24 protein-coding genes and 2 tRNA genes are annotated in these 24692 nt (G+C 49.1%); 5 read left to right on the forward strand and 21 right to left on the reverse strand.

The genetic code is table 11. The annotated features are described in order from the left end of the window. Nucleotides 1-78: 78 nt before the first annotated feature. The 9 genes from BGX16_RS03080 to BGX16_RS03120 all read right to left on the reverse strand — a co-directional run bounded on the left by BGX16_RS03080 (nucleotide 79) and on the right by BGX16_RS03120 (nucleotide 9776). The gene (locus BGX16_RS03080; RefSeq protein ID WP_157798087.1) at nucleotides 79-969 is read right to left on the reverse strand and encodes an IS3 family transposase; all 891 of its coding nucleotides are present in this window, start codon (nucleotides 967-969) and stop codon (nucleotides 79-81) included. Then, a complete protein-coding gene (locus BGX16_RS03085) occupies nucleotides 900-1427 on the reverse strand; it encodes a helix-turn-helix domain-containing protein (protein WP_100424741.1) in 528 nt (175 codons plus the stop codon). The genes BGX16_RS03080 and BGX16_RS03085 overlap by 70 nt, the downstream gene beginning before the upstream one ends. 154 nt (nucleotides 1428-1581) lie before the next feature. Continuing rightward, nucleotides 1582-2025 (reverse strand): IS200/IS605 family transposase, encoded by a 444-nt coding sequence (gene tnpA / locus BGX16_RS03090; RefSeq protein WP_100426731.1) that lies wholly within the window; start codon nucleotides 2023-2025, stop codon nucleotides 1582-1584. 191 nt (nucleotides 2026-2216) lie between these two features. Next, the gene (locus BGX16_RS03095) at nucleotides 2217-4091 is read right to left on the reverse strand and encodes an endo-1,4-beta-xylanase (RefSeq protein ID WP_241899421.1); all 1875 of its coding nucleotides are present in this window, start codon (nucleotides 4089-4091) and stop codon (nucleotides 2217-2219) included. Nucleotides 4092-4351: 260 nt separating this feature from the next. Continuing rightward, on the reverse strand, nucleotides 4352-5086 hold the full coding sequence (locus BGX16_RS03100; RefSeq protein ID WP_100424743.1) for an SDR family NAD(P)-dependent oxidoreductase: 735 nt from the start codon (nucleotides 5084-5086) through the stop codon (nucleotides 4352-4354). Nucleotides 5087-5317: 231 nt separating this feature from the next. After that, on the reverse strand, nucleotides 5318-5509 hold the full coding sequence (locus BGX16_RS14475) for a hypothetical protein (protein ID WP_157797844.1): 192 nt from the start codon (nucleotides 5507-5509) through the stop codon (nucleotides 5318-5320). A gap of 48 nt (nucleotides 5510-5557) precedes the next feature. Further along, entirely contained in the window at nucleotides 5558-6886 is a 1329-nt protein-coding gene (gene murD, locus BGX16_RS03105; protein ID WP_100424744.1) for a UDP-N-acetylmuramoyl-L-alanine--D-glutamate ligase, read from the reverse strand. A gap of 10 nt (nucleotides 6887-6896) precedes the next feature. Then, nucleotides 6897-8141 carry a M16 family metallopeptidase gene (locus tag BGX16_RS03110; RefSeq protein ID WP_100424745.1) on the reverse strand — a complete coding sequence of 415 codons (1245 nt, stop codon included), beginning with the start codon at nucleotides 8139-8141 and terminating at the stop codon, nucleotides 6897-6899. Nucleotides 8142-8387: 246 nt separating this feature from the next. Next, nucleotides 8388-9776: a T9SS type A sorting domain-containing protein gene (locus BGX16_RS03120; RefSeq protein WP_100424747.1), complete on the reverse strand. Its 1389-nt coding sequence runs from the start codon at nucleotides 9774-9776 to the stop codon at nucleotides 8388-8390. 183 nt (nucleotides 9777-9959) lie between these two features. On the opposite strand from BGX16_RS03120, the gene BGX16_RS03125 reads away from it, so the two are divergent. Next, entirely contained in the window at nucleotides 9960-10196 is a 237-nt protein-coding gene (locus BGX16_RS03125) for a hypothetical protein (protein ID WP_100424748.1), read from the forward strand. Nucleotides 10197-10205: 9 nt separating this feature from the next. Next, entirely contained in the window at nucleotides 10206-10856 is a 651-nt protein-coding gene (locus BGX16_RS03130; protein ID WP_100424749.1) for an NAD(P)H-binding protein, read from the forward strand. Between the two features lie 10 nt (nucleotides 10857-10866). Here BGX16_RS03130 and BGX16_RS03135 read toward each other — a convergent pair whose 3' ends face one another. The 5 genes from BGX16_RS03135 to BGX16_RS03155 all read right to left on the reverse strand — a co-directional run bounded on the left by BGX16_RS03135 (nucleotide 10867) and on the right by BGX16_RS03155 (nucleotide 16637). Next, entirely contained in the window at nucleotides 10867-12597 is a 1731-nt protein-coding gene (locus tag BGX16_RS03135; protein ID WP_100424750.1) for a hypothetical protein, read from the reverse strand. Nucleotides 12598-12606: 9 nt separating this feature from the next. Then, nucleotides 12607-13170 (reverse strand): hypothetical protein, encoded by a 564-nt coding sequence (locus BGX16_RS03140; protein WP_100424751.1) that lies wholly within the window; start codon nucleotides 13168-13170, stop codon nucleotides 12607-12609. Further along, entirely contained in the window at nucleotides 13167-14414 is a 1248-nt protein-coding gene (gene rsmB / locus BGX16_RS03145; protein ID WP_100424752.1) for a 16S rRNA (cytosine(967)-C(5))-methyltransferase RsmB, read from the reverse strand. Before rsmB ends, BGX16_RS03140 begins: the two co-directional genes overlap by 4 nt. Then, on the reverse strand, nucleotides 14393-15331 hold the full coding sequence (gene fmt, locus BGX16_RS03150; RefSeq protein WP_100424753.1) for a methionyl-tRNA formyltransferase: 939 nt from the start codon (nucleotides 15329-15331) through the stop codon (nucleotides 14393-14395). Before fmt ends, rsmB begins: the two co-directional genes overlap by 22 nt. A gap of 61 nt (nucleotides 15332-15392) precedes the next feature. Next, nucleotides 15393-16637, reverse strand: coding sequence for a M18 family aminopeptidase (locus tag BGX16_RS03155; protein WP_100424754.1), 1245 nt, complete (start codon nucleotides 16635-16637; stop codon nucleotides 15393-15395). Nucleotides 16638-16690: 53 nt separating this feature from the next. Here BGX16_RS03155 and BGX16_RS03160 point away from each other — a divergent pair, with 53 nt between their 5' ends. Then, nucleotides 16691-17473 (forward strand): biotin--[acetyl-CoA-carboxylase] ligase, encoded by a 783-nt coding sequence (locus BGX16_RS03160; RefSeq protein WP_100424755.1) that lies wholly within the window; start codon nucleotides 16691-16693, stop codon nucleotides 17471-17473. 14 nt (nucleotides 17474-17487) lie between these two features. Here BGX16_RS03160 and BGX16_RS03165 read toward each other — a convergent pair whose 3' ends face one another. The 5 genes from BGX16_RS03165 to BGX16_RS03185 are packed head-to-tail and all read right to left on the reverse strand — an operon-like array spanning nucleotide 17488 to nucleotide 22293. Then, complete coding sequence (locus BGX16_RS03165; protein ID WP_100424756.1) at nucleotides 17488-17685, reverse strand: hypothetical protein; 198 nt, start codon at nucleotides 17683-17685, stop codon at nucleotides 17488-17490. Continuing rightward, the gene (locus tag BGX16_RS03170) at nucleotides 17672-18571 is read right to left on the reverse strand and encodes a 4-hydroxybenzoate octaprenyltransferase (RefSeq protein ID WP_100424757.1); all 900 of its coding nucleotides are present in this window, start codon (nucleotides 18569-18571) and stop codon (nucleotides 17672-17674) included. Before BGX16_RS03170 ends, BGX16_RS03165 begins: the two co-directional genes overlap by 14 nt. Next, a complete protein-coding gene (locus tag BGX16_RS03175) occupies nucleotides 18568-19122 on the reverse strand; it encodes a UbiX family flavin prenyltransferase (protein WP_100424758.1) in 555 nt (184 codons plus the stop codon). The genes BGX16_RS03170 and BGX16_RS03175 overlap by 4 nt, the downstream gene beginning before the upstream one ends. Next, nucleotides 19119-19808 (reverse strand): ubiquinone/menaquinone biosynthesis methyltransferase, encoded by a 690-nt coding sequence (locus BGX16_RS03180; RefSeq protein ID WP_100424759.1) that lies wholly within the window; start codon nucleotides 19806-19808, stop codon nucleotides 19119-19121. Before BGX16_RS03180 ends, BGX16_RS03175 begins: the two co-directional genes overlap by 4 nt. Nucleotides 19809-19860: 52 nt before the next feature. Next, a complete protein-coding gene (locus BGX16_RS03185; RefSeq protein ID WP_100424760.1) occupies nucleotides 19861-22293 on the reverse strand; it encodes a CotH kinase family protein in 2433 nt (810 codons plus the stop codon). Between the two features lie 138 nt (nucleotides 22294-22431). Here BGX16_RS03185 and BGX16_RS03190 point away from each other — a divergent pair. Further along, nucleotides 22432-22504: transfer RNA gene (locus BGX16_RS03190), tRNA-Phe, on the forward strand. Nucleotides 22505-22541: 37 nt separating this feature from the next. Next, nucleotides 22542-22622, forward strand: a tRNA-Ser gene (locus BGX16_RS03195). 7 nt (nucleotides 22623-22629) lie between these two features. On the opposite strand, the gene BGX16_RS03200 is transcribed toward BGX16_RS03195, so the two are convergent. Continuing rightward, nucleotides 22630-23340 (reverse strand): ComF family protein, encoded by a 711-nt coding sequence (locus tag BGX16_RS03200; protein WP_100424761.1) that lies wholly within the window; start codon nucleotides 23338-23340, stop codon nucleotides 22630-22632. Between the two features lie 96 nt (nucleotides 23341-23436). Next, entirely contained in the window at nucleotides 23437-24675 is a 1239-nt protein-coding gene (gene rodA / locus BGX16_RS03205; protein ID WP_100426732.1) for a rod shape-determining protein RodA, read from the reverse strand. Nucleotides 24676-24692 lie beyond the last annotated feature (17 nt).

The raw sequence follows: 24692 nt of genomic DNA on the forward strand, positions 1-24692 counted from the left end.
AGAAATGCACCTTTTACAAACAAAAAAAGGAACCCGCCGGCATAGTGAACTGAACCCAAAAAGTTGGACAGTTTAAAGTTAGGATAAAACAGCGTTATGAGTCCGGTATTGTACCGGACTCATTCCGTTTAGGCGCAGCTTTATCCGGTCGTTGTTGTAGTATTCGATATACTTCCTCAGCTCCTGTTTGAAGTGGTCCATGTTTCTGAACGTGTTCGGGTAGAGAAGCTCTGACTTCATTATTCCAAAGAAGTTCTCCATCATGGCATTGTCCAGGCAGTTGCCCTTACGGCTCATGCTCTGGATGATTTTATGATCTTTCAGCGATTTCTGGTAAATCGCATGCTGGTAGTGCCACCCCTGATCCGAGTGCAGAACCAGTCGCTTCCAGGTACGCTTCTTCGCATATGCCCGGTCCAGCATGTCCATTACCATCTTCAGGTCCGGATGGTCCGAGATTGCGTAGCTGACTATCTCGCCGTTATACATGTCGAGTATTGGCGACAGGTAGCACTTGTCCATGCCGATGTTTATCTGAGTCACGTCGGTAGTCCATTTCCTGTTGGGGGCCTTTGTGTTGAAGTTCCGCTTGAGCCTGTTCGGGGCGGTCTTGCCGACCTCGCCCTTGTACGAGCGGTACTTGCAGCGCCTGCGCACGTTCTTCAGGCCATCTTCCTTCATGAGCCGATAGACCGTCTTGTGGTTTATGGCATAGCCCTCGTTCCGGAGCTGGGCCACGATGCGGCGGTAGCCATAGCGACCCTTGTTCTGGGCGTGTATGGCCTTGATTCGCTTGCGCACGACGGCGTAGCGGTCGGGGCCATCCTTGAGGTTGTAGTAGTACGTGGAGCGGGACAGCCCGCTAGCCTTCAGGAGATGTCTCAGGGCGTACTCGGCGCTCAGTTCGCGGACGACTTGGGCCCTATACCGAACATCTCGGCACTTTCTTCCTGGTCTAGGGCCTTTAATTTTTTTAGGTAGGCGTTCTCCGCTTTTAGATACTCATTTTCTTCCCTGAGGCGTTCAATCTCGCTCATTCCCGTTGTCCATTTCGGCTTGGCCTTGTTCATCTTGGGTGGTCTCCCTCTCGGCTTGGTAGCTAGCAGTTCTTCGTATCCGCCATGACGGTATTTCCGCAGCCAAGAACTCAGGCTGGTAAAACTTATGCTGTACTTGGCGATAACTTCCGCATAAGATAGAGATTTCTTGACGACCGCGTCGATGACAGTCCTCCTCAAGGCAGGAGTTGACCGAACATTCGTTTTCCTTTCAGTCTGCCAACAGCCGGTCTGTCGGTAAAGCCGGATATGGCGCTTAATTTCGGACAGTTCCAGACCTGTCAACCTTGAGATTGACGGAGAGTCGTAACCATCCTTGTGAAGTTCATAGGCCTTGGCCCATTCTTCTTTTGTGTGTTTCTGGTACATGAAAACTCCGAAAGTTGTGTCCAACTTTCGGGGTTCACATCATAGCCGGCGGTTCTTCTTTTACGGGCGTAGCCCTAGGATACTAGCCACGCGTCACGTCGCGTTGGTCAATCTGCCACCTGCGTAAGGTCCTTACCGGCCGCCCGTAAACGGGCTACATCTTGCCGAGCATGGTCAGCTGTTCTCCGTACTTGTCCTCCTCCAACTGATTTTTGATATACGTGGCAATCTTGCTCGCACTCTTGCCGGCCGTGTCTACGTAATACCCTCGGCACCAAAATTCCCGATTCCTGTATTTGAACTGAAGCGACGGATACCGTTCGTAGATCATCAAGCTACTCTTCCCCTTCAGGAATCCCATGAATCCCGAAACCGAATATTTCGGCGGTATCTCGAGAAGCATGTGTACATGATCTGGACAAACTTCCGCCTCGACGATATTCACCTGTTTCCAGTTGCAAAGCGTACGTAGGATTTCACCTATCTCGCGGCGCTTTTCTCCATAGAACACCTTCCTGCGAAATTTGGGGGCAAACACGATATGATACTTGCAATTCCACGTCGTGTGGGCCAAGGTATGATTATTGCTATTTTTCATTTGAATCCTTTGGTTCTTTTGTTCGCAGCTGACAGACCGCATTTCAAAAGCTACCAAAGGATTTCTTGTTTGTCGAGGAAGGAACGCCAAAAGGCTAAACGGGACCGCCGGCCTAGCCGGCGGTTTTGAATACATACAAAAAGGCTTTTCGGCGGAAACCGAAAAGCCCATGAGGAAATTGGGATATCAGCTTACTGAATCACAATTCGCTTCATCAAGGAGACTGAACCTGTCGAAACGCGGACCACGTAGAGACCGTTAGCAACGCCCTGCAGCGAAACGGAACCGTTCACATTCAGAGCCTTCAACACCGGACGGCCCTGCATATCGAAAAGTTCCACCTTCGCGCGGTCTGTGCCGTTCACATAAAGATTCTTGTTTGCAAAGCTCATGCCGAGGTTCGAACGCTTGGAAACTTTCTGGATTGGAGAAAGGTCATCCGGACAGCCGGCAGCGGCGATTTTCGTAACGTAGACGCCACTTCCGTTGCTGTTAAAGGTAAGTTGTGTCGGAGCAGCCGCAGAATCACGCACCGCTTGCAAGTCCACAGTCGCTTCGCTCCAAGAGCCGACTTCAGCTGCACGACCATACTGCAAGCTGAACCACGGAGAGTTCACGCCCACATTCACATAGTTCGTTTCTGTCTTGCCACGCATCGTAATGAGCAGGTTTTCGCACTTGGCAAGCACATTCTTCGACACAGCGTCATCCGGAAGCGTGTAAATTGCATGCTGGTAGCCGCAAGATTCTTCGCTCTGATCGCAACCCGCAAGCGGAACATCCATATAGCCCGTCACTCCATCGAGTGCGGTCGAAACAAAGCTAGGCAAGCCCGCAGCCACGTCGCCATTCCAGCTACCCACCGATTCAGCGCCAGCCGTTGTATAATCCACAATCACATAGGTCGCTTTGCCAAAGGTACTGCCGCTTTCCCATTCCACCGGATCCACACTTCCGGCAGCGGTCACGGTCGAAGCGTCGTGCGCCTTCAAGGAAGCGACGAGGCTATCGTAAGCCGGCTTCTTTGCAAAGCTTGAGTCAAAAATCAAACCGTTGTACTTGCTCTGATCCTTGAGCCAGCTGTACTTGTCGCTAAAGCCCCAAATCACAAAGGCTTCCATGTTCTCCGCTTCTAGGAAGAGGTCCATGAACTGGCGGTACAGATGGCCCTGAGCCGCATAATCCGCATCGGAAATCGCCGTTCCCAGTGCAAATCCAATATCGAGTTCCGTAATCTGCATGGTCATGCCGATGCTCTTTAGCTTAGAAGCAAGCGTGCGAAGGTTCGACGGCGTCGAAGTATGCGTATTCTGGATATGGGTCTGCGTGCCGATACCCGTGATGTAAATGCCTGCATTCTTTAAACGGACCGCAATTGAGTCATAGGCGAACTGCGCCTTGGTGCCCGTGCCCATGCCCCATTCGAGAGCGTAATCGTTGTAATAGAGCTTTGCATCCGGATCCGCCTTGTGCGCCCAGACAAAAGCGGAGTCGATAAAGTCACGGCCTATGTACTGGTACCAAACGGAACCTTCCGAACGCCAGCCATGCGTGCCGTTATCGTTAATCGCTTCGTTCACCACGTCCCATTCGCGGATCTTGCCTTTGTAATGACCAACGACGCTGTCGATGTGGGTTTTCAAAACGCTCAAAAGCGTATCGCGTGCGCTGCCGCCCGCGCTTTCAACCTGCTGCGCCAAAGTGCTAACCCAACTCGGCACCTGGCTATGCCAGGCAAGAGCATGACCGCGAACCTGCATACCGTTCGCCGCCGCATAAGCCATGAGCTTATCGCCCTTGGTAAAGCTAAAGCTACCACGGCTCGGTTCCGTCGCATCGAACTTCATCTCATTTTCTGCAACGACAATGTTGAAGTTCGCCTTGTGCGTCGATTCATAAATCGTCGCATCACTGCCAAGACTGTTGTTGAACCATTCCGAGTTCAAAATGGAGCCGACAAAACGTCCACGCGCAGCGGCAAGTTCGCTCAGAGTACTGTCTGCAGCAAAAGCATCCGTTCCACAAAGAAGAGCCGATCCCAAGACAGCCGCTTTCCAAAAGTTCATTTTTCTCATCACCTAATCCTTTTCAAGTTTTTGTCTTTGAAGGTAATGATAAAATTATTTTGGAAGTTTGATTTTTCCTAGAGCCCTCACCGACTTTTTGTTGTAAAAAAGAACAACGATTCTCCCTGGGTCAAATCCATAGCCGCTAGACTCCAGACATCAGGCGTTCCTGTGCGGTACTTGACCGCGATTTGTGCCAAATCTTTTGACCGCAAAACACTTTGCGGAACAGTTCAGAAGTTTTCCGTTTCCGTCGCATCCTATTCGACGGATTCCGCTTTTTTCACCGCAGATTCGACGTCCATATCGACGTAATCCTGTGCACTGAACCAGCGACCGCTCTTCTTATCTTCAAGCAGGACACCGACAAGTGCTCCCGGAATAACCGATTCAACAGCATTCGGCGCCTTTGGACCGCCGAGATCCGTGCGGAGCCAACCCGGATCCATCACGTTCATCATCACATCGGTTCCGTTCAATTTGCAAGCAAAATCCTTCACAAACTTGGTCAAGGCGGCCTTTGCACAAGCATAAGCGGCGAGTTCCGGTTCATTTGCAATACCGCTCGTCGTAAGCTGCATACGACCAAAACCGTTCTGAATCATCTTCGGCAAAAAGTGATAAGCAATCTGGATCGGAGCATAAAAATTCACCGCCATTGCCTGGTGGAAATCTTCAAGCGTATTCGACGTATAATCGACAAAATATTGGCTCATCAAACCGGCATTGTTAAAAACCAATTCCACGTTCAAACTCGTCGAATCGATTTCCGAAAGCATAGCCGCCACAGACTTGGCATCTTCCAAAACACATTCTACCGAAAGAGCCTGTATGCCCATTTCGCGGACAATTTTTGCGGTTTCTTCAGAATGCTTGCGACAACGGCTCTGCAAAATCAAATTTGCACCGAGCGAAGCCATTTTTTTTGCAATTTCACGACCTACACCACGCGAAGCGCCTGTAATCAAGCACCAACGATTCTGAACATTCAACATAAAATCTCCTCTATATTCTCGAAACTTTACTCTATACCTAAATAAATTCCGGAACGAAAATGTGCAAATCCTATTTCAACTTCCCCGTTTACAAAAATATCCACCGTTTTTAGGGCATCCTCAATTTTCAGCATTCCATTTTCTATTAACCCACAGGAAACCCATCAGCGCAAGCCAGATTACCGAAAGCGGCTACGATCTCGGTGCCTGGACGCACATTTCCGTCAAAGATTATCTTGCAAGCGATAAAGAATCCTCTTCGAGCAGCGAATCCAGCAGTTCCGTCGAAATCGTTTCAACCTTGCCTTCTCCGGCAGCGATGTGTACGTCGACAAGGTGAACCTGCTTTATTCCAGCGATCATCCGACTTATGGATCTGCGTTCAGCGATAACGAGCCTTATGTTCTCGGCTTTGCTCCGCATTTTGGAGCTCATTCAAAAGAACCTTATGCTGATGGAGCATTAAACGTTTTAGAATTTTTCAACCAAGGCGTCAAAACATTGGCCGCGCACCTTGTAATTCTTAAAAAGTCCGAAGCTTGCGCAAGCCGGGGAAAGAAGTACTGCGGAACCTTCTCCAAGAGAGCAGGCGTCTGCAAAGGCTTCATCGAGGCCCGGGAAAATCTGCTTTGGCACCGAAACACCGGCGAGCTTTAACGATTCGAGCATGCGTTTTGCCGTTGCTCCGATCAAAGAAATTTTCTTCAAATTCGGAAGCGTCGCAAGGAGATTTGAAAGTTCCGTAAAGTCCGCATTTTTTTCCGATCCGCCAAGGATCAAAGAGAACGGGCGTTTCATGCTCCTGACCGCAGCCATCGTCGCATCCGGGCGGGTCGCGTAAGAGTCATTGTAAAATTCAATGCCGCGTTTTTCGCCCTTGAATTCCATGCGGAACTGCAAAGCTTCATAAGACTTAAGCGACTGCAAGGCAGTGGCGACATCCGCGCCAAGAGCCTTCACCGCAAGGAGCGCCGCCGCCATATTTTCAAGCTGATAAGCACCGCGGATTTTGCAATCCGAAAGTTTGAGCGTATAACCGTCGATCGAAAGAGAATCCGGGGTAAAGACCGCATCCGCATCCTTGGAGCCGTAAGAAAGTTTCTGCGCTCCGCTTTCACGAGCAATCGCAGCAGAAGGCGCCGCATCCTGGATGTACACGCAGTAATCGGTCCGTTTTTGCCAACGCACCAGATTTGCCTTTGCGTCGCGATATTCTTCCACGGACTTGTGCCAGTCCAAGTGTTCCGTCGAAACGCGCAGTACAATGCCCACATGCGGTGACATCGGAAGCGTCATCAGCTGGAACGACGAAAGTTCGAGAATCGAAACACGGTCTGCGGAATCATCCTCCAAAAGATCGAGAGCCGGCACGCCAAAGTTTCCACCGATGACGCAAGGAATTTTGCAAGCATTCAAAGCATGGCGAATCATGCTGACCGTACTGCCTTTGCCAAGCGTACCCGTTACACCAACGACCGACCTCGAATTCGTTTCCGCAAGGAAGATTTCGATTTGGCTCGTGATCACGCCACCGTTCATCTGGAAGTGGAAAAGTTCCTGCTGCATCGGGTAAACGCCTGCAGAACGCACGACTGTCACGCAGTTCTTGAGACCTTCCATATACTTTTCACCGTCAAAGGTTTGCACCTTTGCATCGGACGGAAGTTCAGGAAGTTCCACCGGATTTTTGTCCATCACTACAATGTCCTTGATGCCGTTTCGCAGCAGGTAATTCAAAGTGCTCTTGCCTTCGACACCAAATCCGAGGATGCCCACCGGGCCTATCAAATTCTGTTTCATACATTCCTCTTTATTTTTTCGCCGGCTTCACAATCGCCGTCGCAAACGGAGCGTCCTTAAACGCTTCGCGCAAAAGTTCCACTACACGTTCTTCCGAAAAAGCCTTTACCTGCGCCTCGGTTTCCACCATCGAATAGACAGTTCCCAAATGCAAGCTCTGATCGGCGAGGCGCATTAAACGTTTTTCACAGCTGTCCGCAGCAATGCGAAGGCCACCGATTACATTCATCTTGGTGCGTTCGAGTTCACCCTTTTCAAATCCGTTCTGCAAAAAGTTTTGAAATTCCTTCTGTGCAATGGAAAGGGCTACGTTCATTTTATGCGGAGCGGTCGCAAGCGAAACGCCCCAGCCAAGTGTATCCTTGAAAACGTCCGTTATCGAATAGACGGAATAAGCGAGGCCGCGTTCTTCACGCACCTTTTGGAAAAGGCGCGAACCCATGTCGGCACCAAAAGCTACATTGAAAAGACCGAGTGCTCTTAAAAAATCCATATTCCCGTCTGCAAAGTCAAAGCTCGTTCCCCAAAAAAGATTTGACTGGCTCAGTTCCTTTTTGGTCTTTGTCTTTTGAAGGGCGTTCGCCTTGTACGGATTTGCAAAAGGCTTCTTGGCAGATTTTTTCGCTTCAAAATATTGCTGCACCAGTTCTACGAATTTTTCGTGATCGACTTTACCGGCTGCGCACACCGTGAGCGGCAAATCTTCCAGAACCTGTCGTTCATATTCAAGCAGGTCGGTTCGCGTTAAACCTTTTACGGTCTTGACCGTTCCCGCAATCGGAAATTCCAAGCCACAGCCCTTGTAATGGATCGCGTTGAAGAGGTCTCCCACGCATTCCTCGGCAATATCGTCGTAGCTGTGCACTTCTTCGATGATGACTTTGCGTTCCTTTTCAATTTCTTTCGAATCGAAACGCGGGTGCATCAGCATGTCAGAGATGACGTCCAAGGCAAGAGGCACATCCTCGCGGACCACTTGGGCGTAAAAGCCCGTTTCCTGTCGCGTCGTATAGGCTTCGAGGTTTCCGCCGCGGTCTTCGATTGTGTGCGCAATTTCAAAAGCGGAACGCTTCTCCGTTCCCTTAAAAACGAGATGTTCGTAAAAATGCGCAAGCCCGTTCGTTTCCGCTGTTTCATGGCGAGAACCGCGGGGAATCCAAGCTCCCACATTCGCCGAATAGGCGCCGGGCATATAATCCGTGAGAACGGTAATCCCGTTATCGAGTTCCGTTCTCAAAATCTTTTGACGAAGCATGCACCAAATGTAGAAAAGGTTCCAGCAAAAAAATCCGTCCGAATCTTGAATTTTCCGAACAGCAACGTTTTCAAAAGGAAATTCCAAAAATACTGACGTCCGCCTTCATCGTGCCAGGCATCCATGTAAACCGTTGAAAGGAATCCCGGAATATCAAAACACAGGACGTTCAAATCTAAAGCGAATAAAAAAAGAAAACGGACTGAATTGCTCCAATCCGTCAAAAAGCTTTTTTATTCGGAAAAATTATTGGACACGAATTTTGTGCATTTCCGATTTTTCACCGGAACGAATCTGCACCATATAAACGCCATTCGGGATTTTCGAAAGAGAAACCGTCGAAGTTCCTGCAGCCACATGCGTATTCCAAACTTCATGACCTGTCAAATTAAACAGCTTGACTTGTGCCGCACCCGAAACCTTCAAGTTCAACTGTTTGCCTTGCATCACGACCGCTGAAGAAAGCGCCTTCGGAGCCTTGGAAATCGAAACCGGCAAAGCTCCCGAAGCAAAGTTCGGCATGTTTCCAGAAACAAGAAGACCGTTCAAGATTTCCATCGACTTTTGGAAGTATTTCAAATTGGCATCGCTGTTCGTCGTCGAAACGGTTTCATTCCAATATTCATCGAGCTTCGACTGAAAAGCCGTGCTTGCCGAAAGGGAGGTCATTACCGTAGCCACAAAGGTATTGTTATGATCAGCGCCCATCGTACCGCTCACAGAAATCGAACCTGCCACATTCGAAGCGGACTGCGTACTTGCCCAAGTTCCCATTTTTTGTAGCAATGCCTGGGCGCGCGAATCGCTGAACCAGTACCAAGCCTGTCCCAAACGCCACGGAGTACGGGAAGCATCATAGCCGTACATGCTTTCCAAATCGGCACCACTTGCATTTGTCCAGTTGTCAAAAAGGCCGGTTGTATGCGATGCGGAATTCGCTTCGAGAAGCGCATAGTTCGCATCCATCGCCGTCGTATTCCAAAATTCCGCACCATCCGTATCGACCGCCGCGAACAGGTAATAATACGCCGGAGAAATATAACTCGGGTTCTTTTTGTCGTTCCAGTTGTCGCCGGGCTTATGCAAGCCGTTCGTTTCAAATTCATAAGTGCGCACATTCTGCAAAAGCGTTTTCGCTTCCGACAAGTACGTCTCATCGCCAAATTGGTAAGAAGCCATGATCAAGGCGGCCGCCACATCGACTTCCGCATCGGTCGCCGCGTATTCGCCCCAAACCTGAGTCGGGTCCGCATTGCCGATTTTCCAGTTCATCAAACCGTTCTTGTCTTCCGCCGCCTTGTAAAGCGCCCAGAGCTTATCGAATTCCGCCTGGTAATTCTTTTCGTTATTGCTGAAGTAAACCATCATCAGCATGCCGTAGCCAATCCCTTCCGAGAAGCACTGGTTATCACCCGGATCGGCACGGATACAGGCGTAGTCTCCGTTTTCACGGTAAAAGGTCGTGTAGTAATAATCAAAAGCAGTCTGCAACTGGGTCGCCGCGGTCGCCTTGTCCGTCAGCGTCGCTGCATTTGCGTTCCCATAATCCAAATTCTGCGGAAACGGGAAATGGACTGTCGCATGGGAAAGTCCAACGGCGACAAGTCCAGCTACTGCAAAATGGGAAATTTTCATAAAACCTCTCTAGAAATAGTTTCTTTTGTAAAGTAATTCTTAAACCATAAAATCGGTTTTCTAAATCGGCGAATTCTGCATTATTTTGCGGAATCTCACACTATTTTCGGTAAAATCTTTTCGTTTCCCCTATCCAAACCTCATTTGAAAACTCTATATTTTGAAGCGATGTTGAAAGAGTGAATGGAAAAACTCGTTTCAAACAAGCTTTTGTTTGAAACTGTCATGTTTTGGGCAATTTCATGTATTTGGGGCTTTGCACTTTTATCATTTGTTCGCTACGATGGAGAAGAATTTATCCAGGTCATTGTCGCCGAAAGCGACGAAAAAGCCCTTGCCCAAGTAGAAGCCTTCCGTAATTCCATTGCATCCATTTCTTCTTATCCACTGCGCCAATCCTCCATTCTAAACCCACGGTAAAATTCTAAGATGATTGTCACCTTACTCGGATCCACAGGACTCGTCGGCAAGGAAGTTCTCCAGTTTTTGGAAGCATCTTCCTTTGTCGAAAAAATTATTCTCCCCGTCCGCAAAATCGGAAAAGGTCCCGTCGGCGCTAAAAGCTATCCCGTCGAAATTGACTTCGAAAACTTAAAGCTCCACAAGAACATTTTTCTTGCGGATGCGGTCATCTGTTGCCTTGGAACGACCTTGAAAAAGGCGGGATCGAAAAAAGCCCGCGAGCATGTCGATTTACAGATTCCGCTCGCCGCAGCGGCAATTTCCAAGGCTCAAAAGGTGAAACATTTTTTGGTCGTCAGTGCGCAAGGGGCAAATCCCCATTCACCATTCCACTACAACCGAACCAAAGGCCTTTTGGAAGAAGGTTTAAGCATGCTCGGATTTCCTTCTCTCACGATCGTTCGACCGTCTTTACTGCTCGGAAAACGCTCCGAATATCGTGCAGCGGAAAATTTCTTGCAAAAGATTTCCGAGAAGCATCTGCACTTCTTCCCGGAATTTTGGAGACCGGTCCACGCCAAAGCGGTAGCTGCAACCCTCATCGCTTCGCTCGAATATCCGCCGACCGGAAAGCACGTCATCTTCAACCGCACCATTGCACGGAGCGACGCTTTTTAACTTTTCAGTTTTAGAATTTCTTCAGGATATTGCACCAAAAACGCGTTCTGTCAAATCCGCCATTCGGGACAAGAACTCGCGTTTCTCCAATTGCGTGCAGAATCGTTCCCGTTAAAGTAATGCCGTATTCTGGAAAGTTCTGGGATAAAGAAGCGTCCCAGTACCAGCCTCCCTTTACCACATAAGGAACTTCCGTTCGCAGGTTCCACCGAGCGTCGGAGCGGTAACCCCAAGTGTGTTTCACCTGGAAATGATCCCAGAGGTTCCAATTTGCCCCAATCGTAAGCCATTCTTCAACCGGATTTACTTCAAAGCGTTCTTCATCGCCGTCAATCCGTTCAAAGCCTGCACGTGCCGAAAGGGTAAACATTTTCTTATAGTAAAAAGCCGCTTCCGCTTCGCCAGAAATCGCCTTAATCCAAGAATCGATACGACCCACATCGCCAGTGCGGTAAGAGAATCTCTGTTTTCCGTAATACGTATTCGCCGAATCTACAGAAAATGATTCCACATCAAACGTTTCTGCACCTTTTTCAAACCAGCCAGAGAAATTCATGCCGAGGCCAAAATATTCAAATCGATTTCTCAAATCGAGATAGGCTCTATGCAACTGCATCACGCCATCGACGCGCAAATGAATCGTATCCGAGTTAAAATATTCGTAATCATCGCTCAAAGGATTCAACGTGGAAGCCACGTGATTCTTGAAACCGATATTCGTCTGCACACTAGCAAACTCCGGAAATTCCAAGTTCACACTATCCTTGCTCGCGAATTCACGACCGCTCGTTCCGACATAGCCTGCAAGGCTCAATCGATCCGTGGGGCGCAAAGAATATTCGAGATACGGGAATACGACGTAATCCTCCTTCAATTCTACAGGCATTGCCCCACTATCATCCACCGCGCGGAAAGCGACTCCCAAGCCTAAATTCCAAAGCTTTTTCTTTTGCGCAATAGTATCTTCACCGAGCTTGATCGAGCCGTTTACCTCTTTGCGGTTTCCCATCTGTTCGCCAGCAAGAATCGTATATTCCGCATTTTCAAAAACCATATTCGCATGCACATACTTGGAATCAAAACGCGCTTCCGCTCTCGGCTTGTATTCCACCGGAAGCCAACGACCGCTTTCCGCAAAAATCCACAGGTATTCATGCCCAGCAAGGAGCGATACGTCAAACGACCCCACCGAATAGCCAACGCCCGCATAAGCGGTACTCTGGTAAGGCAGGTTTTCGCCAAAAATGGAGTAATCCACCCGTTTCACCATCTTTCTTCGAACTTTCCCATTCGAACTCGAATAATGGTCTACCTGAAAATAACGAGCCGTTGTCCAAATTCCGCTATAAGACTTCGAGCGGAATCCCGCTTCGAGCATCGGCGTTCCGTTAATGCAACAGGATCCCCAACCGCCATAACGCGGGTCCTGGTACATCATGTCGCCCGTTTCGTTTCCGACCGACATCCAAACACTTGGTTCACGCGGCGTCCACGAGGGTATCCCTGAAACACGGTTGTACAAAAGACGGTCTCGCACCTTCGTCGGGCTCCATTCTTCGCTTTCGGAATGAATGCCGCCCATTTGCGAACTGCGGTCATAAACAAAGGTTGGCGAGGCGGTCAAGAAGGTTCCGTCATAACGCGTATCCTGCATGCCTTCGGTTTCGGGTGCGACATCTGCAAAAGCGGAAACCACCGTCAGAGTGCCGAGCATCATCCAAAATTTCATTTGCTTGATCATGCGAGTCTCCTACCAAAGATTCCGTTGCAGATAAAATCCAAACCACGCAGTTTCCGAATTTTCAGGCGCCGTCCAGATCGTTTCAAAATAAATCTTCGCACCCGCACGCCAGGCATCCCAAGTCACGATTGGCAAATTCAAACGAGCATAGAATCCAAATTCCGATTCATTATCCGCAAGCGACGAATTCGCCACATCTCCGTTTTCATCATCGGCACGCATCCACACACAGCTAAAGCCTGCGCCCAAAGCCACCGGTTTCACGAACGGCAACGGATAATCCAAGCCAACACGTCCGCTGAACTGATGAATGCCTACATAGTCTACATCGCCCTTCGTCGTCAAATACGAATAACCGAATTGTACAACGCCGATCCATTTGCGAAAATACGTGTAATCCAATTCTAAAAGACCGTAATAGGAATCGTCCAAATTCCGATTGGCGTCATCCAGCAAATGCAAGGCGCCTCCTTCGATAGCAAGCGTGGCATGGTCAAATTCGACACTCGTCGAATCTTCTCCAGCCCAAAGCGTTGCCAAAGCAAACATCACAGTGATGAGAATTTTTTTCATGATTTTCTCCGAAGGGATGCTGCAAAGAAGTGATCGAGTCCAAAGGCATTCTGGCCGATGCGAATCTCTTCTTTCTTTTCGAAATCGGGATGCTTTTCTAGGAACTTCTGCACAACCTTATCGGTCTCGGCACGGTCCGGGCTACAGGTAGCGTAAACGAGTTCGCCACCCTTTTTCACCGCCGCACTCGAAGCTTCCAAGATTTCAAACTGGAGCTTCGGCAGTTCCTTCAAATCGTTTTGCGTCAAACGATACTTGACTTCTGGACGGCGGGAAAGAACGCCCAGGTTGCTGCACGGGACGTCGAGCAACACTCTATCAAACTTGTCCACAAATTCACACTTTGTCGCATCGACCGTCTGCACTTCTACATGGGAAATCTTCAATCGTTTCGCCAGATCCACCATCGGGCGTAAACGTTCTTCTGAAACATCCGAAGCTAAAATCTTCGCCGTCGGATTGTCTTCGGCAAGAAGCGCAGACTTTCCGCCCGGAGCCGCACAAGCATCCCAGACGGTCATATTTTCTTCCACGTTCAACAGGCGCGCGACTTCGTAAGCCGCCGGATTCTGCACAGAGAAGAGCCCTTTTTCAAAGAAATCGCTTTTCAAAAGTTCAACCAGGTGCGGTTCATTCGCGCCTTCGATGACTTCCAAATAACGGTCCTTGTAAATGCGGCCCGAAAGCATCAACTTTTCTTTCAGCTCCGATGCCGAAATCCTGCACGTGTTTACGCGAATCCACTGGCTCGGACGTTCGACCGTTTCCTTTGCAAATTCTTCTGCATGGGCAGATCCGTAGCCGTCGAGCAGCCGACGGACAATCCATTCCGGAAGGGAATATTCAATGCTGATTCGTTGCACGTTCTGCGCCGGAAGTGTAGGTAAGCCCTCTCGTTCGAGACCGCGCAACACACCATTCACAAGCTTCACAGAACCTTCGCCCAGGCTTGCACGCCGAGCAAGCTCCGCACTCGAATCCACCGCAGCATGGCTCGGCACATTCATAAAGAAGATCTGGTAAATGCCCATCTCCAGAACGCACTGTACTTCCACGCTCGGCATCCGATGGACATTCTTTTTGATTGCATGCTGCAGGCGCAAATGGCGTCTGCACACGCCCAAGGCGAGTTCTTTCGCAAACGGCGAAAGAGCATGCTCCCGCAACATGGTTCCGTTCTTGATCCAATCGATCAGAGCATAAAGCGCCGAAAGGCGTTCCTTTAAGCCATCGTCTTGAAGCACAGGTTATCCTTATCCTTCTTTTGAATTCCGCGAAGGAAGTCCGCTGCCGGCATTGCGCGCTTTCCTTCAAGCTGAATTTCTGTCACTTCGAGCACCCCGTTCGAGGTTCCCACATAGAGCTTTTCTTTGTCGCCGCGGGCTTCGCCCGGATTTAGCCAGGTGCTGTGATGCGGAATCGTTTTGCGGAAGTAAACAGTCTTTCCGTTGAACGAACAGAATCCACCCGGCCACGGATAAAAGGCGCGGATGCGGTTGTGAATTTCGAGAGCCGACATATTAAAGTCGATTTTGCCGTCGTCCTTTTTGAGCTTCGGTGCGGGAGACGCTTTTTCGTGTTCCTGCGGCGAAAGCTCTTCGATATTGCCGTATGCAATACGGTCAAGAGCCTTGTCCAAAGCTTCCGAACCCGGTTCCACCATCTTGTTCAGCACATCTTCCGAAGTGTCAAAAAGATCAATCGAGAATTCACGCTGTTCAAGAAGCGGACCGTGATCCATTTTTTCATCGAGCAAGAAAACACTCACGCCGGTCTTTTCGTCACCCTTCGCAATCGCCCACTGTACAGGTGCCGCGCCACGGTATTTCGGAAGCAGGCTACCATGCACATTCACCGCACCGAACTTGGAGCATCCTAGCACTCGTTTTGGCAAAATGGAAAAAGCGACGACCACAAAAAGATCCGCCTTATAACGTTCTAAATCCAGCGCAAAAGATTCTTCCTTCACCGAAACCGGCTGCAAAACAGGAAGTCCGAGTTCCAAAGCCTTATTCTTTACAGGAGGAGCCGTCAAAACACGGCCACGTCCCACCGGGCGATCGGGTTGCGTCACCACAGCCACCAATTCATGCGGACCTTTACTCAAATGATCCAAAAAATGCGCCGCGAAATCCGGCGTACCCATAAAAACAATTCTCATGATCGTAAAAATAGAAAACCGTCCCAACAAATTTCGGAACGGCTTTACGGAAGAGCTTCGATTACGCCTTGTAAAAAGCGCTCATCAATTTGCGCATTCCATCATGATCGGCGATGGCGCTCATTTCACGAATGCTGTGCATCGAAAGAATCGCTTCGCCCAAATCGACCGTCGGAATTCCGAGTTCCGCAGAAAGGTGCGGTCCCACGGTACTGCCGCACGGCATGTCGTTACGGCTCACAAAAATCTGTAACGGAATCTGATTTTGCTGGCAGAGCATTTTCACCACCGCATTAGACTCGGCTTCGCTCGCATAACGTTTTTTCGCATTCGTCTTCAGCACAATTCCCTTGCCGAGAATCGGGGAATGATTCGGTTCCATCTTTTCCACGTAAGCGGGATGCGTCGCATGGGCCACATCCAACGAAAGCAGAATCGAATCGGAAAGTTTTCCCAAAAATTCCCCATGAGAAATTCCACCGCTTGCCGCCACCCGTTCAAGCATCGCTTCCGCAAAATTTCCAGCCGCACCGGTGCGCGTTTCCGAACCGATCTCCTCATTGTCAAAGAAGAGCGCTCCTCGCACCTGTTCCGAAGCATCCGTCTGCGAAACGAGCCCGTCAAAAATCGCTTCACAAGAAAGCAAATTGTCCAAGCGGCCCGAGTAAATCCATTCCTTTGAAAGACCTCCAAGAGCAGCGGGCTGTGCGTCAAAAAATTGCAGTTCAAAATCGATAACCTTTGCACCGATTTCTTCTTCAAGGCTCGTCACAAACAATTTAGAAGCGGAACCGCTCAAGCAGGCGTTCAAATGGTTCTGCGGATTCACCTGGAATCCGGTCTCATTCACACCGCGATTCAAATGAATCGCGAGTTCCGGCACGCGGCAAAGCGCACTCATCCGCACAAGCTTCTTTTCAAGCTTGTCCCGATTTTGCACCATGGCAATGCCTGCAATTCCCAAATCCCGATCGAACCAGGTATTGATCAAAGCGCCGCCGTAAACTTCCGGATGAATCAAATGAAATCCCGCTACATTTTTATCGGGATTCGGCGTAATTTTTAAGGCGGGAAAATCCGTATGCGCCGACGTCAATCGAAAACGCGTTTTCGCCGTCCACTTACACGGCGTGCGGAACGCAAAAATCGCCGCACCGCGCCGCACAAAATAAGCACTGTTCAAAGCAAGCTCCCACGGCTCGGCTTCCAAAAGTTCTACAAATCCCTGCAATTGCAGTTGCTTTGCCAAATTTGCCGCCGCGTGCCAAGGCGTTACAGAATCGTTCAAATAATTCAACAGATCCATGAATCTTCCTTTCTTGCTGATTTCTCTTTGAAATTAAAATTATTATTGTGCCTATGAATGATATTTTTTGCGTAGAACGTCCTTTCTCCGAATGGGAAATTCACGGTTTTGCAAACCGAAAAGCCCATCTCTACTCCAAACTGACAAGCACTCACCGCTACAGCAAGGAAAACATTTCGGAATTCGACGTTGGCGATGTACTTGTAGCCGACGCGCAGTCAAGCGGACGCGGCAGGCACGAACGCACCTGGCTTTCGCCGGAAGAGAAAAATCTCTACTTCAATATTCTCTTCTCGCTTGAAGGCTTTTTGCCCCTGCAGTATCCGCAGCTGATGCAGATCACCGCCATTTCTCTCGCCCAGTTTTTTAGGGCGATCGGAGTGAACGCCAGCGTCAAATGGCCAAACGACATCCTTTGCGAAAAGAAAAAATTCTGTGGAATGATTTCCGAAATCCTTGTGAAAGACGGCAAAAAAATTTTGACGATAGGCATCGGAATCGACGTAAATGCAACAGCAGAAGATCTAGAAGAAATCGAACGTCCCGTGACAAGCCTTCGACTGATTTTGGGCAAGGCTCTAAACCGCGAAATTTTACTGCAAAAAATTCTTCAAAAGCTTGAAGAATCAATTGAAATCACCCGTGTACAAGGCATCGCGCCGTGGATTGCGGAATGGCGTAAAATGGACCAGTTCATCGGGCATTCCGCAAGAATAGTCGAAGGGAAAGAAGTCGTCGAAGGGACTATCCTCGACATCAACGAAGACGGGAGTCTTCTCTTTCGCAAAAACGATGGTTCTATCGTCAGCCGTTACACGGGCGACCTAGAAATTTAAGCGAGCCTGCCACCTTAACGGTCCTGCTTATTCTTAAAATAAAAGTTCCCGGCGAGTGCAAGCGCAAGCAGAACAATAAAAACGTTCAGCGCCTTATTCGCCGATTCTTCCGGAATAAAACCGAACTCAATTCCCAGCACATCGATCAGGGAGAGAAGAGCGATCCAAATCGCCGTGCGCTGGCAAACTTTGCGCTTATCATCGTAACGCATTGACATCTCCTCCTAAAAGAATCCACACAATCAGTCCAAGCATCACAAGAACACTAATGCCCACATTCGCCAAAAAGAAGTCCCGGTTCATCGCATCCAGATCATCGGATTTGCGAAACAGGTGAATGTAAAGAATCGCTGCCGCCATCAAAGCAAACACGCTCCACCAGGCGATTCCCATCTGCCAGTAAACGCCAAAAATAACGCACAGTGCAAGCATCGCCAAATGGCTCGCGAGAGCGATTTTCAAAGCCTTTGCTCGGCCAAAACGCGCTGGCACCGAATGCAATCCCTGCCTCTTATCGATTTCTTCATCCTGCGTCGCGTAAATTATGTCAAAGCCACCCATCCAAAGCATCAGAATGAACATCAAAAAAATCGGAAACGCAGCGAATTCCCCACGTACCGCAATCCAAGCGCCCAAAGGACTCATGCCAATCGCAAAACCCAGATACCAATGGCAAAGCCAAGAAAATCGCTTCCAGTACGAATAAAAAGCTAGAGCGCAAAGCACCGGGAACGAGAAAATTCCCGCCAGCGGATTCAAAAGCCAAGCGAGCAAGCAAAAGAGAGCCGCATTCACCGCAATAAAACCGATGACCGCTTTTTTCGAAAGAGCGCCCGTCACCAAATGACGCTTGGATGTCCGCGGATTTTCCGCATCGAACTTCGCATCGACAAGACGGTTAAACGACATGGAACTATTGCGCGCCGTCACCATGCAGCCGACAATCAGCAGTACAAACTTTGTAATTTGAAGCACATCCATGCCGCGAAAACCGTTTGCCGCAACCCACATCGAACCGATTGCAAAAGGCATCGCAAAAAGCGAGTGGCTAAAACGCACCATGCGACCGTATTCCCCAATCTTTGAAAGAACACTCATCCTTTAGAACCCCATTCAGGAACAATTGTATTCGGAACATTCAAATGATTCAAAATCTTTGCGACCACCGTATCCGCCAAATCTTCGATCGTCTGCGGCTTCGCATAAAAATGCGGACTCGCAGGAATCACTATAGCTCCGGCTAGAGTCAGCTGTTCCATATTCTTCAAATGGATCAAATTGTACGGCATTTCCCGCGGAACAACGACCAGTTTGCGTCGTTCTTTTAAGCACACGTCCGCAGCACGGGTCAGCAGATTATCCGCAATACCGTTCGCCATTTTCCCGAGCGTTCCCATGGAACACGGAACCACGGCCATCCCCGCAAACGCAGAACTTCCACTGGCACAGCTCGCAAAAAAATTCTCTACGTCTAAAATCTCGTCGGCTTTTAAAAGAGCCGCCGTCTGCCCTTCATAATCCGCGACTTCTTTCCCTGCATCCGTTATCAACAGCGAAACGAAATGCCCAGCCTTTTGCAAATAAAACAGCGTCCTTGCCGCATAAACTGCGCCAGAAGCTCCCGTCACGCCTAGCAGATAATGGCTCATGCCAAAACCTTTTTCTGAAGCAATACACGGTACGCAACGCCAAAGAAGCAAGGCTTTACCGACACAACTTCAAATCCATTTTTTTCTGCGACAACGCAAAAATCCTTCACCGGTAAAAAGCGCAAAATGGAATTGACTAAATATTCATACGCATCCCGTTTACCGCTAAAAACCGCACCCAGCAACGGAATAAAAAGAGGCGCAAGCCGCTTGTAAAAGAAACGGTTAAAAGCCTGTCGCGGAGAAAAGAATTCAAGCACCATCAGATGACCGCCCGGAGCGAGGACTCGGCAAGATTCCACAAGTCCCCCTTTCGCATCCGGCAAGTTGCGCATACCAAAGCCGTTCAACACCACATCAAACGTGTTGTCCAAAAAAGGCATCTGCATCGCATCGAGCTGCACAGGCTTGGCAGAAGTCCTCTTTCCCTTCGAATGTTGAAGCATTCCAAACGAAAAATCGCCAAGGATCGCCTGAATCGGCTTTCCCACAATGCGTTCAAATTCCACGGCAAAATCTCCCGTGCCACCGCAAAGATCCAAAAGACGTTTACCGGCACCGCGTTTTTTCAGTTCACGGCAACACGCCTTTCTCCATAAAATGTCTTGAAAGCAGCTCAGCGTATGATTCAAAAAATCATAGCGTTTCGAAATATCGTCGAACATTTTACGCACAGGAGAAAACATGCAAAGAATCTAGAAAAATTCCGTGCATCGATTTCTACAGGCTTCGACTGTCTTAGTCAAATTGCGCGATGTAAGAGGCGCCGCTCTGCGGCATCACCAAGCGCGGGTTATCCGTAGAGCCGTCTTCCCAAGCAACGAACTTACCCGTTCCCGAAGGAACTGCGGTCAAGAGCATTGCATTTCCACCGAAGAACGTTCCGGTGTAACTCGAAAGACTCGGAAGCGTAAAGCCGTCGAGAGTCACGTAACCGTTTCCCGTCGCAGCAATTGTTACTTCCACATCGCTCGAAAGCCCAAATTCTTCACGGTATTCTTTACGTATCACTTCGTCGCGATCGATTCCCCAATCCTTGATGCAGGAGCCCGAATTGCTAAAGCGTCCACCACAAGAATTCGTATACCAACGCTCGCTCTGCTTAAAGACTCCTTGGTCAGCGCTACGCTGGTCCTCGTCAATCGACTCCGTCATCGATTCAATGATATTCGAGAGGTTCGTCCCGTTTACATAGTTTTGGAAAAGAACCGCCGATCGGTTGATGAACATCCGCTTAAAGTCCGGATTTTCAATCAATTTCACATAAAATGTGTGGAAGCAATCCGCACTCAGCTTATTATAGCACTTGCCCAAAGCATAGCCTCCCTGCTTCACCCAGTCAAACATATTCGTCTCTTGGGTAAAACCGGCAACAGGCCACATCCAATCAAAGCCATGGTCCAAATCATAGATCATAAACTTCCAGAGCGTATTCGGGCTCTTCCACGCTCTCACGTTATTGTTTGGCCAGTCGCCGTTATGCGAGTACATTTCCGCAGCCATATAACTTGCATAATTCGTCACATCCATCAAGGTTTTCAAATATTCATAAGCGGTGTTGCCTTCGCCGGCAAACGACGTTTCCGAAACATAGGCAAGCAAAGCCTTGTACTCATCGACAGTGCCGTTGCTTGCTTCGATCGACTTATTCAAATGTTTAATGACCGTCACCGTCGATGCATCGATGCCATAGTTTGTTTCCACGAAGTTCTTGTTATAGCGTTCGCGCATATCATGAACGCCCCAATAGACGCCATCATAAAAGACGATTACCTGACGGCTTCTTTGGTAATCCACGCCAGAGCCCTCGAGCATTGCTCCGCCTGCGGCATCGGCAATGTAATCGCTGACAAAACGGTTTCCATTGTTGCGCAAATTGAAAGCCTTGAACTTGCTGTTCGCATCTTTACGCGTTTCAAACAGCGGATACTTGAGCCAGCCATCCTGATATTCTTCACGCATCGTGATCGCCACAGACTTTTTCTTTTCCAAACGGCTGTGACCGCCCATCAAAGAAATTCCCGCATCGATTTCCCAAGCCTTCGAATCACTTGCGCTTCCATTTGCAAAGTATTCCACATGCACCGGGAATTCCACATCGGCATAAAGACTCGTTTCATTTGGGTCCACCGAATTCGGAGAAGAACCGTTTGTACTGCCAGCTGACGTGTAAAGGTAATGATTTTCAAAGAACTGGGAATCCACGCTGATCGAGACAACCGGCATGTTATGGATTTCTTCATTGATAAAGTACGTGTTTGTCACAATCTTGTTCGTAATCAAACCGTCCTTGAAAGCGGCACACCGAACCACAGTCGAATTTTTCAAGACGACCGCTTCCAACATCGCAGCAGTCGAAGCCGTCGGTTCCGAACCATTGAATGTGCAACGCACCGTAGATCCGTCATCCGTTGTCGGCGGCGTAATCACCACGGAATCCGAGTAGAATCCAGCATTCTGACCAAAAGCAGGCAAAGAAACAAACCCCGCAGAACCTGTGCTGTTCGCATTATCCGCTTCCGGGGTCGACTTTGCAAAATAGAGCCAACCTGAAGAAGTCTTGCCCCAACTAATGCCCGCTTCCAAAGCCGGGTAACTCGCGGAATCCAAAATGCCACAGTTTTCGCTCACCAAGAAGAGCGTACCGCCCTTATCTTCAAGTTTCCAGTCGGTATGAGCACGATAGTGCAGCGAGTTGGAATCCACACCTTCCGGTGGATTTGCCAAACCACGGTCCGAAGCAAAAATAATACGGTAGCCATTGGCCGGAATCGTATCGTTTCCAGCGACCCACTTACGCGGACGTGCCTTACTTTCAACAAGAGCAAGGCCATTCAAAGCAACCGGTTCCGAACTCGAGTTGTAAAGTTCAACCCAACCCGGATCCTTGCCTCGGTCATCATACCAGTTCACGTTGCCCGGCATGATTTCATTAATCGTCACTGCGGATTTTCCAACCCACGAAACGACGCAAAGCTGTTCGCTGCTACTGCTCGACAGCGTGGCAGTGCCCGAGGACGATCCGGAAACATTTTCCGATGTACCACCTGAAGAAGTTTCATCCTGCATTTCAGCAGAAGAAAGTTCATCTTCCGAAACCAAGGAGGGATCTTGGCATGCTGCCAAAAGACCTAATGTCAAAGCTAAAACGGCATATTTAATCGGCTTCATCTTATCTCCAGGCCAATCCACTCATCCTGTAACACTACAAATCTACTCGAATGCACACATATTTACACTAAAATTTTGGTTTACAACAAAAAACCCTTGACAGGATTTCTTTTTTGATTTAACTTTGGCTTACCCGATGGCGCTGTAGCTCAGTTGGTAGAGCAGCGGACTGAAAATCCGCGTGTCGTCAGTTCAATTCTGACCGGTGCCACTCCAAAAGCCCTGGATCTTTCTAGGGCTTTTGTTTTGGAGGAATAGGCTAATTGGTAAGTCAGCGGTCTTGAAAACCGCCGCCGTAAGGCTTGGGGGTTCGAGTCCCTCTTCCTCCGCTAAAAATTATACATGCCATTCCATGGCAGTATCCGCGGCAAAATCCACACGCGCCGTCGCACTCTCTTCGTAAAGAAGCGTGCACACTTTCGAAAATCCCCCTAAATTTTCTTTTTCAAAAGCGTAAAGGCATGCTGTTGTCGTCGCCCCGGTCGTAAATACATCATCGACGATCACCGGTATTCTGCTATCCGGCCAGCGAAAGCGTTTTTTCAACCCAAAAGCTCCCGCCACATTGTTCGAGCGTTCCGACCTCGAAAGCGTCGTCTGCGAAATCCGGAAGGTTTTTCTTTCAAGCGCAGGCGCCACAATTCCATTCATTCGCCCAGAAATCGCTCTGGCGAGCTTTTCCGCTTGATTGTAGCCTCTTTCTCGCATACGGGCAGGATGCAGGGGAACAGGCACAAAGGCGAGTTTCCTGCCCCATTCCTGCAAAGTTTCCAAAGTTTCCCGTTCCTTGAGCGCTGTCCTCACCAGATAACCTGCAAGGCCCGGCATGTTGCCGTATTTTAAGCCGTGAACCAAAGCCTTTGTCAAAGGCGTCATCGTGTACAGGCAAAGCGTATCGGGATTTGGACGTCGCGGATTCTGGGCGAGCTTCTGCAGTTCTTCCCTACAATCCGGGCAAAGCCACGGATCTAACGGTAAGCCTCCGCGTTTGCAGGCAAGGCATCCGTTCCCAAACAAAAATTTCGATATTCCGGTCCAAAGTTTCATTTTTCTCCTCAACAAAAACGGAACCTTTTCTAAAGGCTCCTTTTCTATAGACGCTCCAAAATGCGGAATGGAGAATTTTGACGATTTTTCAACCGTTTAATCGTAATTGCTTTCGAGCTGACTTCCCTGATAGCGCATGTTCACAAGCAAACCGACAAGCATCATACAAGTGAGCATAAAAGATCCGCCATAAGAAAGGAACGGAAGCGGAAGACCCGTCACCGGCATGAGCCCGAGCGTCATTGAAATATTCACCATCATGTGGAAGAAAAAGATCGTACACGCCCCGGAAACCACGTGATTCACAAACGGATCCAAGTGCAGCCTGCAAATCGACATTGCACGCCACAGGAACATAAAGTAGAGGAACAGCACAAAAACACAGCCTAAAAAGCCAAACTGTTCCCCGAGAACGCTAAAGATAAAGTCCGTATGTTCTTCCGGAAGGAATGCGAGATTTGTCTGGGAGCCTTCGCCAAAGCCTTTGCCAAAAATACCTCCGCTGCCAATCGCCACTTCCGACTGAATTACCTGATACCCGGCTCCCTTCGGATCGCGCATCGGATCGACAAAGGTCATCACGCGTTCACGCTGGTGATGCTCCAAGGAATTCCATGCCATCGTACTCGCATAACCGCAAATAATATTCAGCGAAAGAATCAGAACGACAAACTTTCGAGGCATCTTACGGAAAAGGAGTACAAGGAACACAACGCAAAGCAAAAGTCCCCACAGCACCTGCGAATAAGGAATCTGCGGATAAGAAAGAATCACCGATGCCACTGGGCTCACAATCAAGAAAAGGTCCATAAGCGAAAGCCCTGCCCAATAAAGCCCCACCAGCGTCACTGCCGTAAACACAAGAGCCGTACTCAAGTCAGGCTGCTTTAACACCAACGCAAACGGCACAATAAAAATCAGCGCGGGCATCGCAAAAGTCTTCGGCTTCAAAATGTTCACCCGATGAACAGAAAGCCACTTCGACATCGCAAGCAAAAAGGTGATCTTCGCAAATTCAGACGGCTGGATTTTCAAAAAGCCAAAGTCAATCCAACGCCCCGCCCCTTTCGCACTGTCGCCGCCGCCAAACGCCACAAACGCCAAAGCCGCGATCGTCAAAAAATACAGCGGAAAAGCAAAACGTTGCCAATAATCGATGCGCACAAAGGAGAGCGCCGCAGCCAAAAGGCAACCGCCGCCAAAATAAATAATCTGCTTAAACCAACGGGAGGTATACCAGATCGGTTCCGTGTTCACCGTCGCCGAATACACCAAGGCAATGCCAATCGATGTCAACACAAAGACCAGAGCCAAAAAAAGCCAGTCGATTTTCATCGTGTTATTCAAAAAAC

The sequence above is a fragment of the Hallerella succinigenes genome (genome assembly GCF_002797675.1).
In the GTDB taxonomy this organism is placed as follows: domain Bacteria; phylum Fibrobacterota; class Fibrobacteria; order Fibrobacterales; family Fibrobacteraceae; genus Hallerella; species Hallerella succinigenes.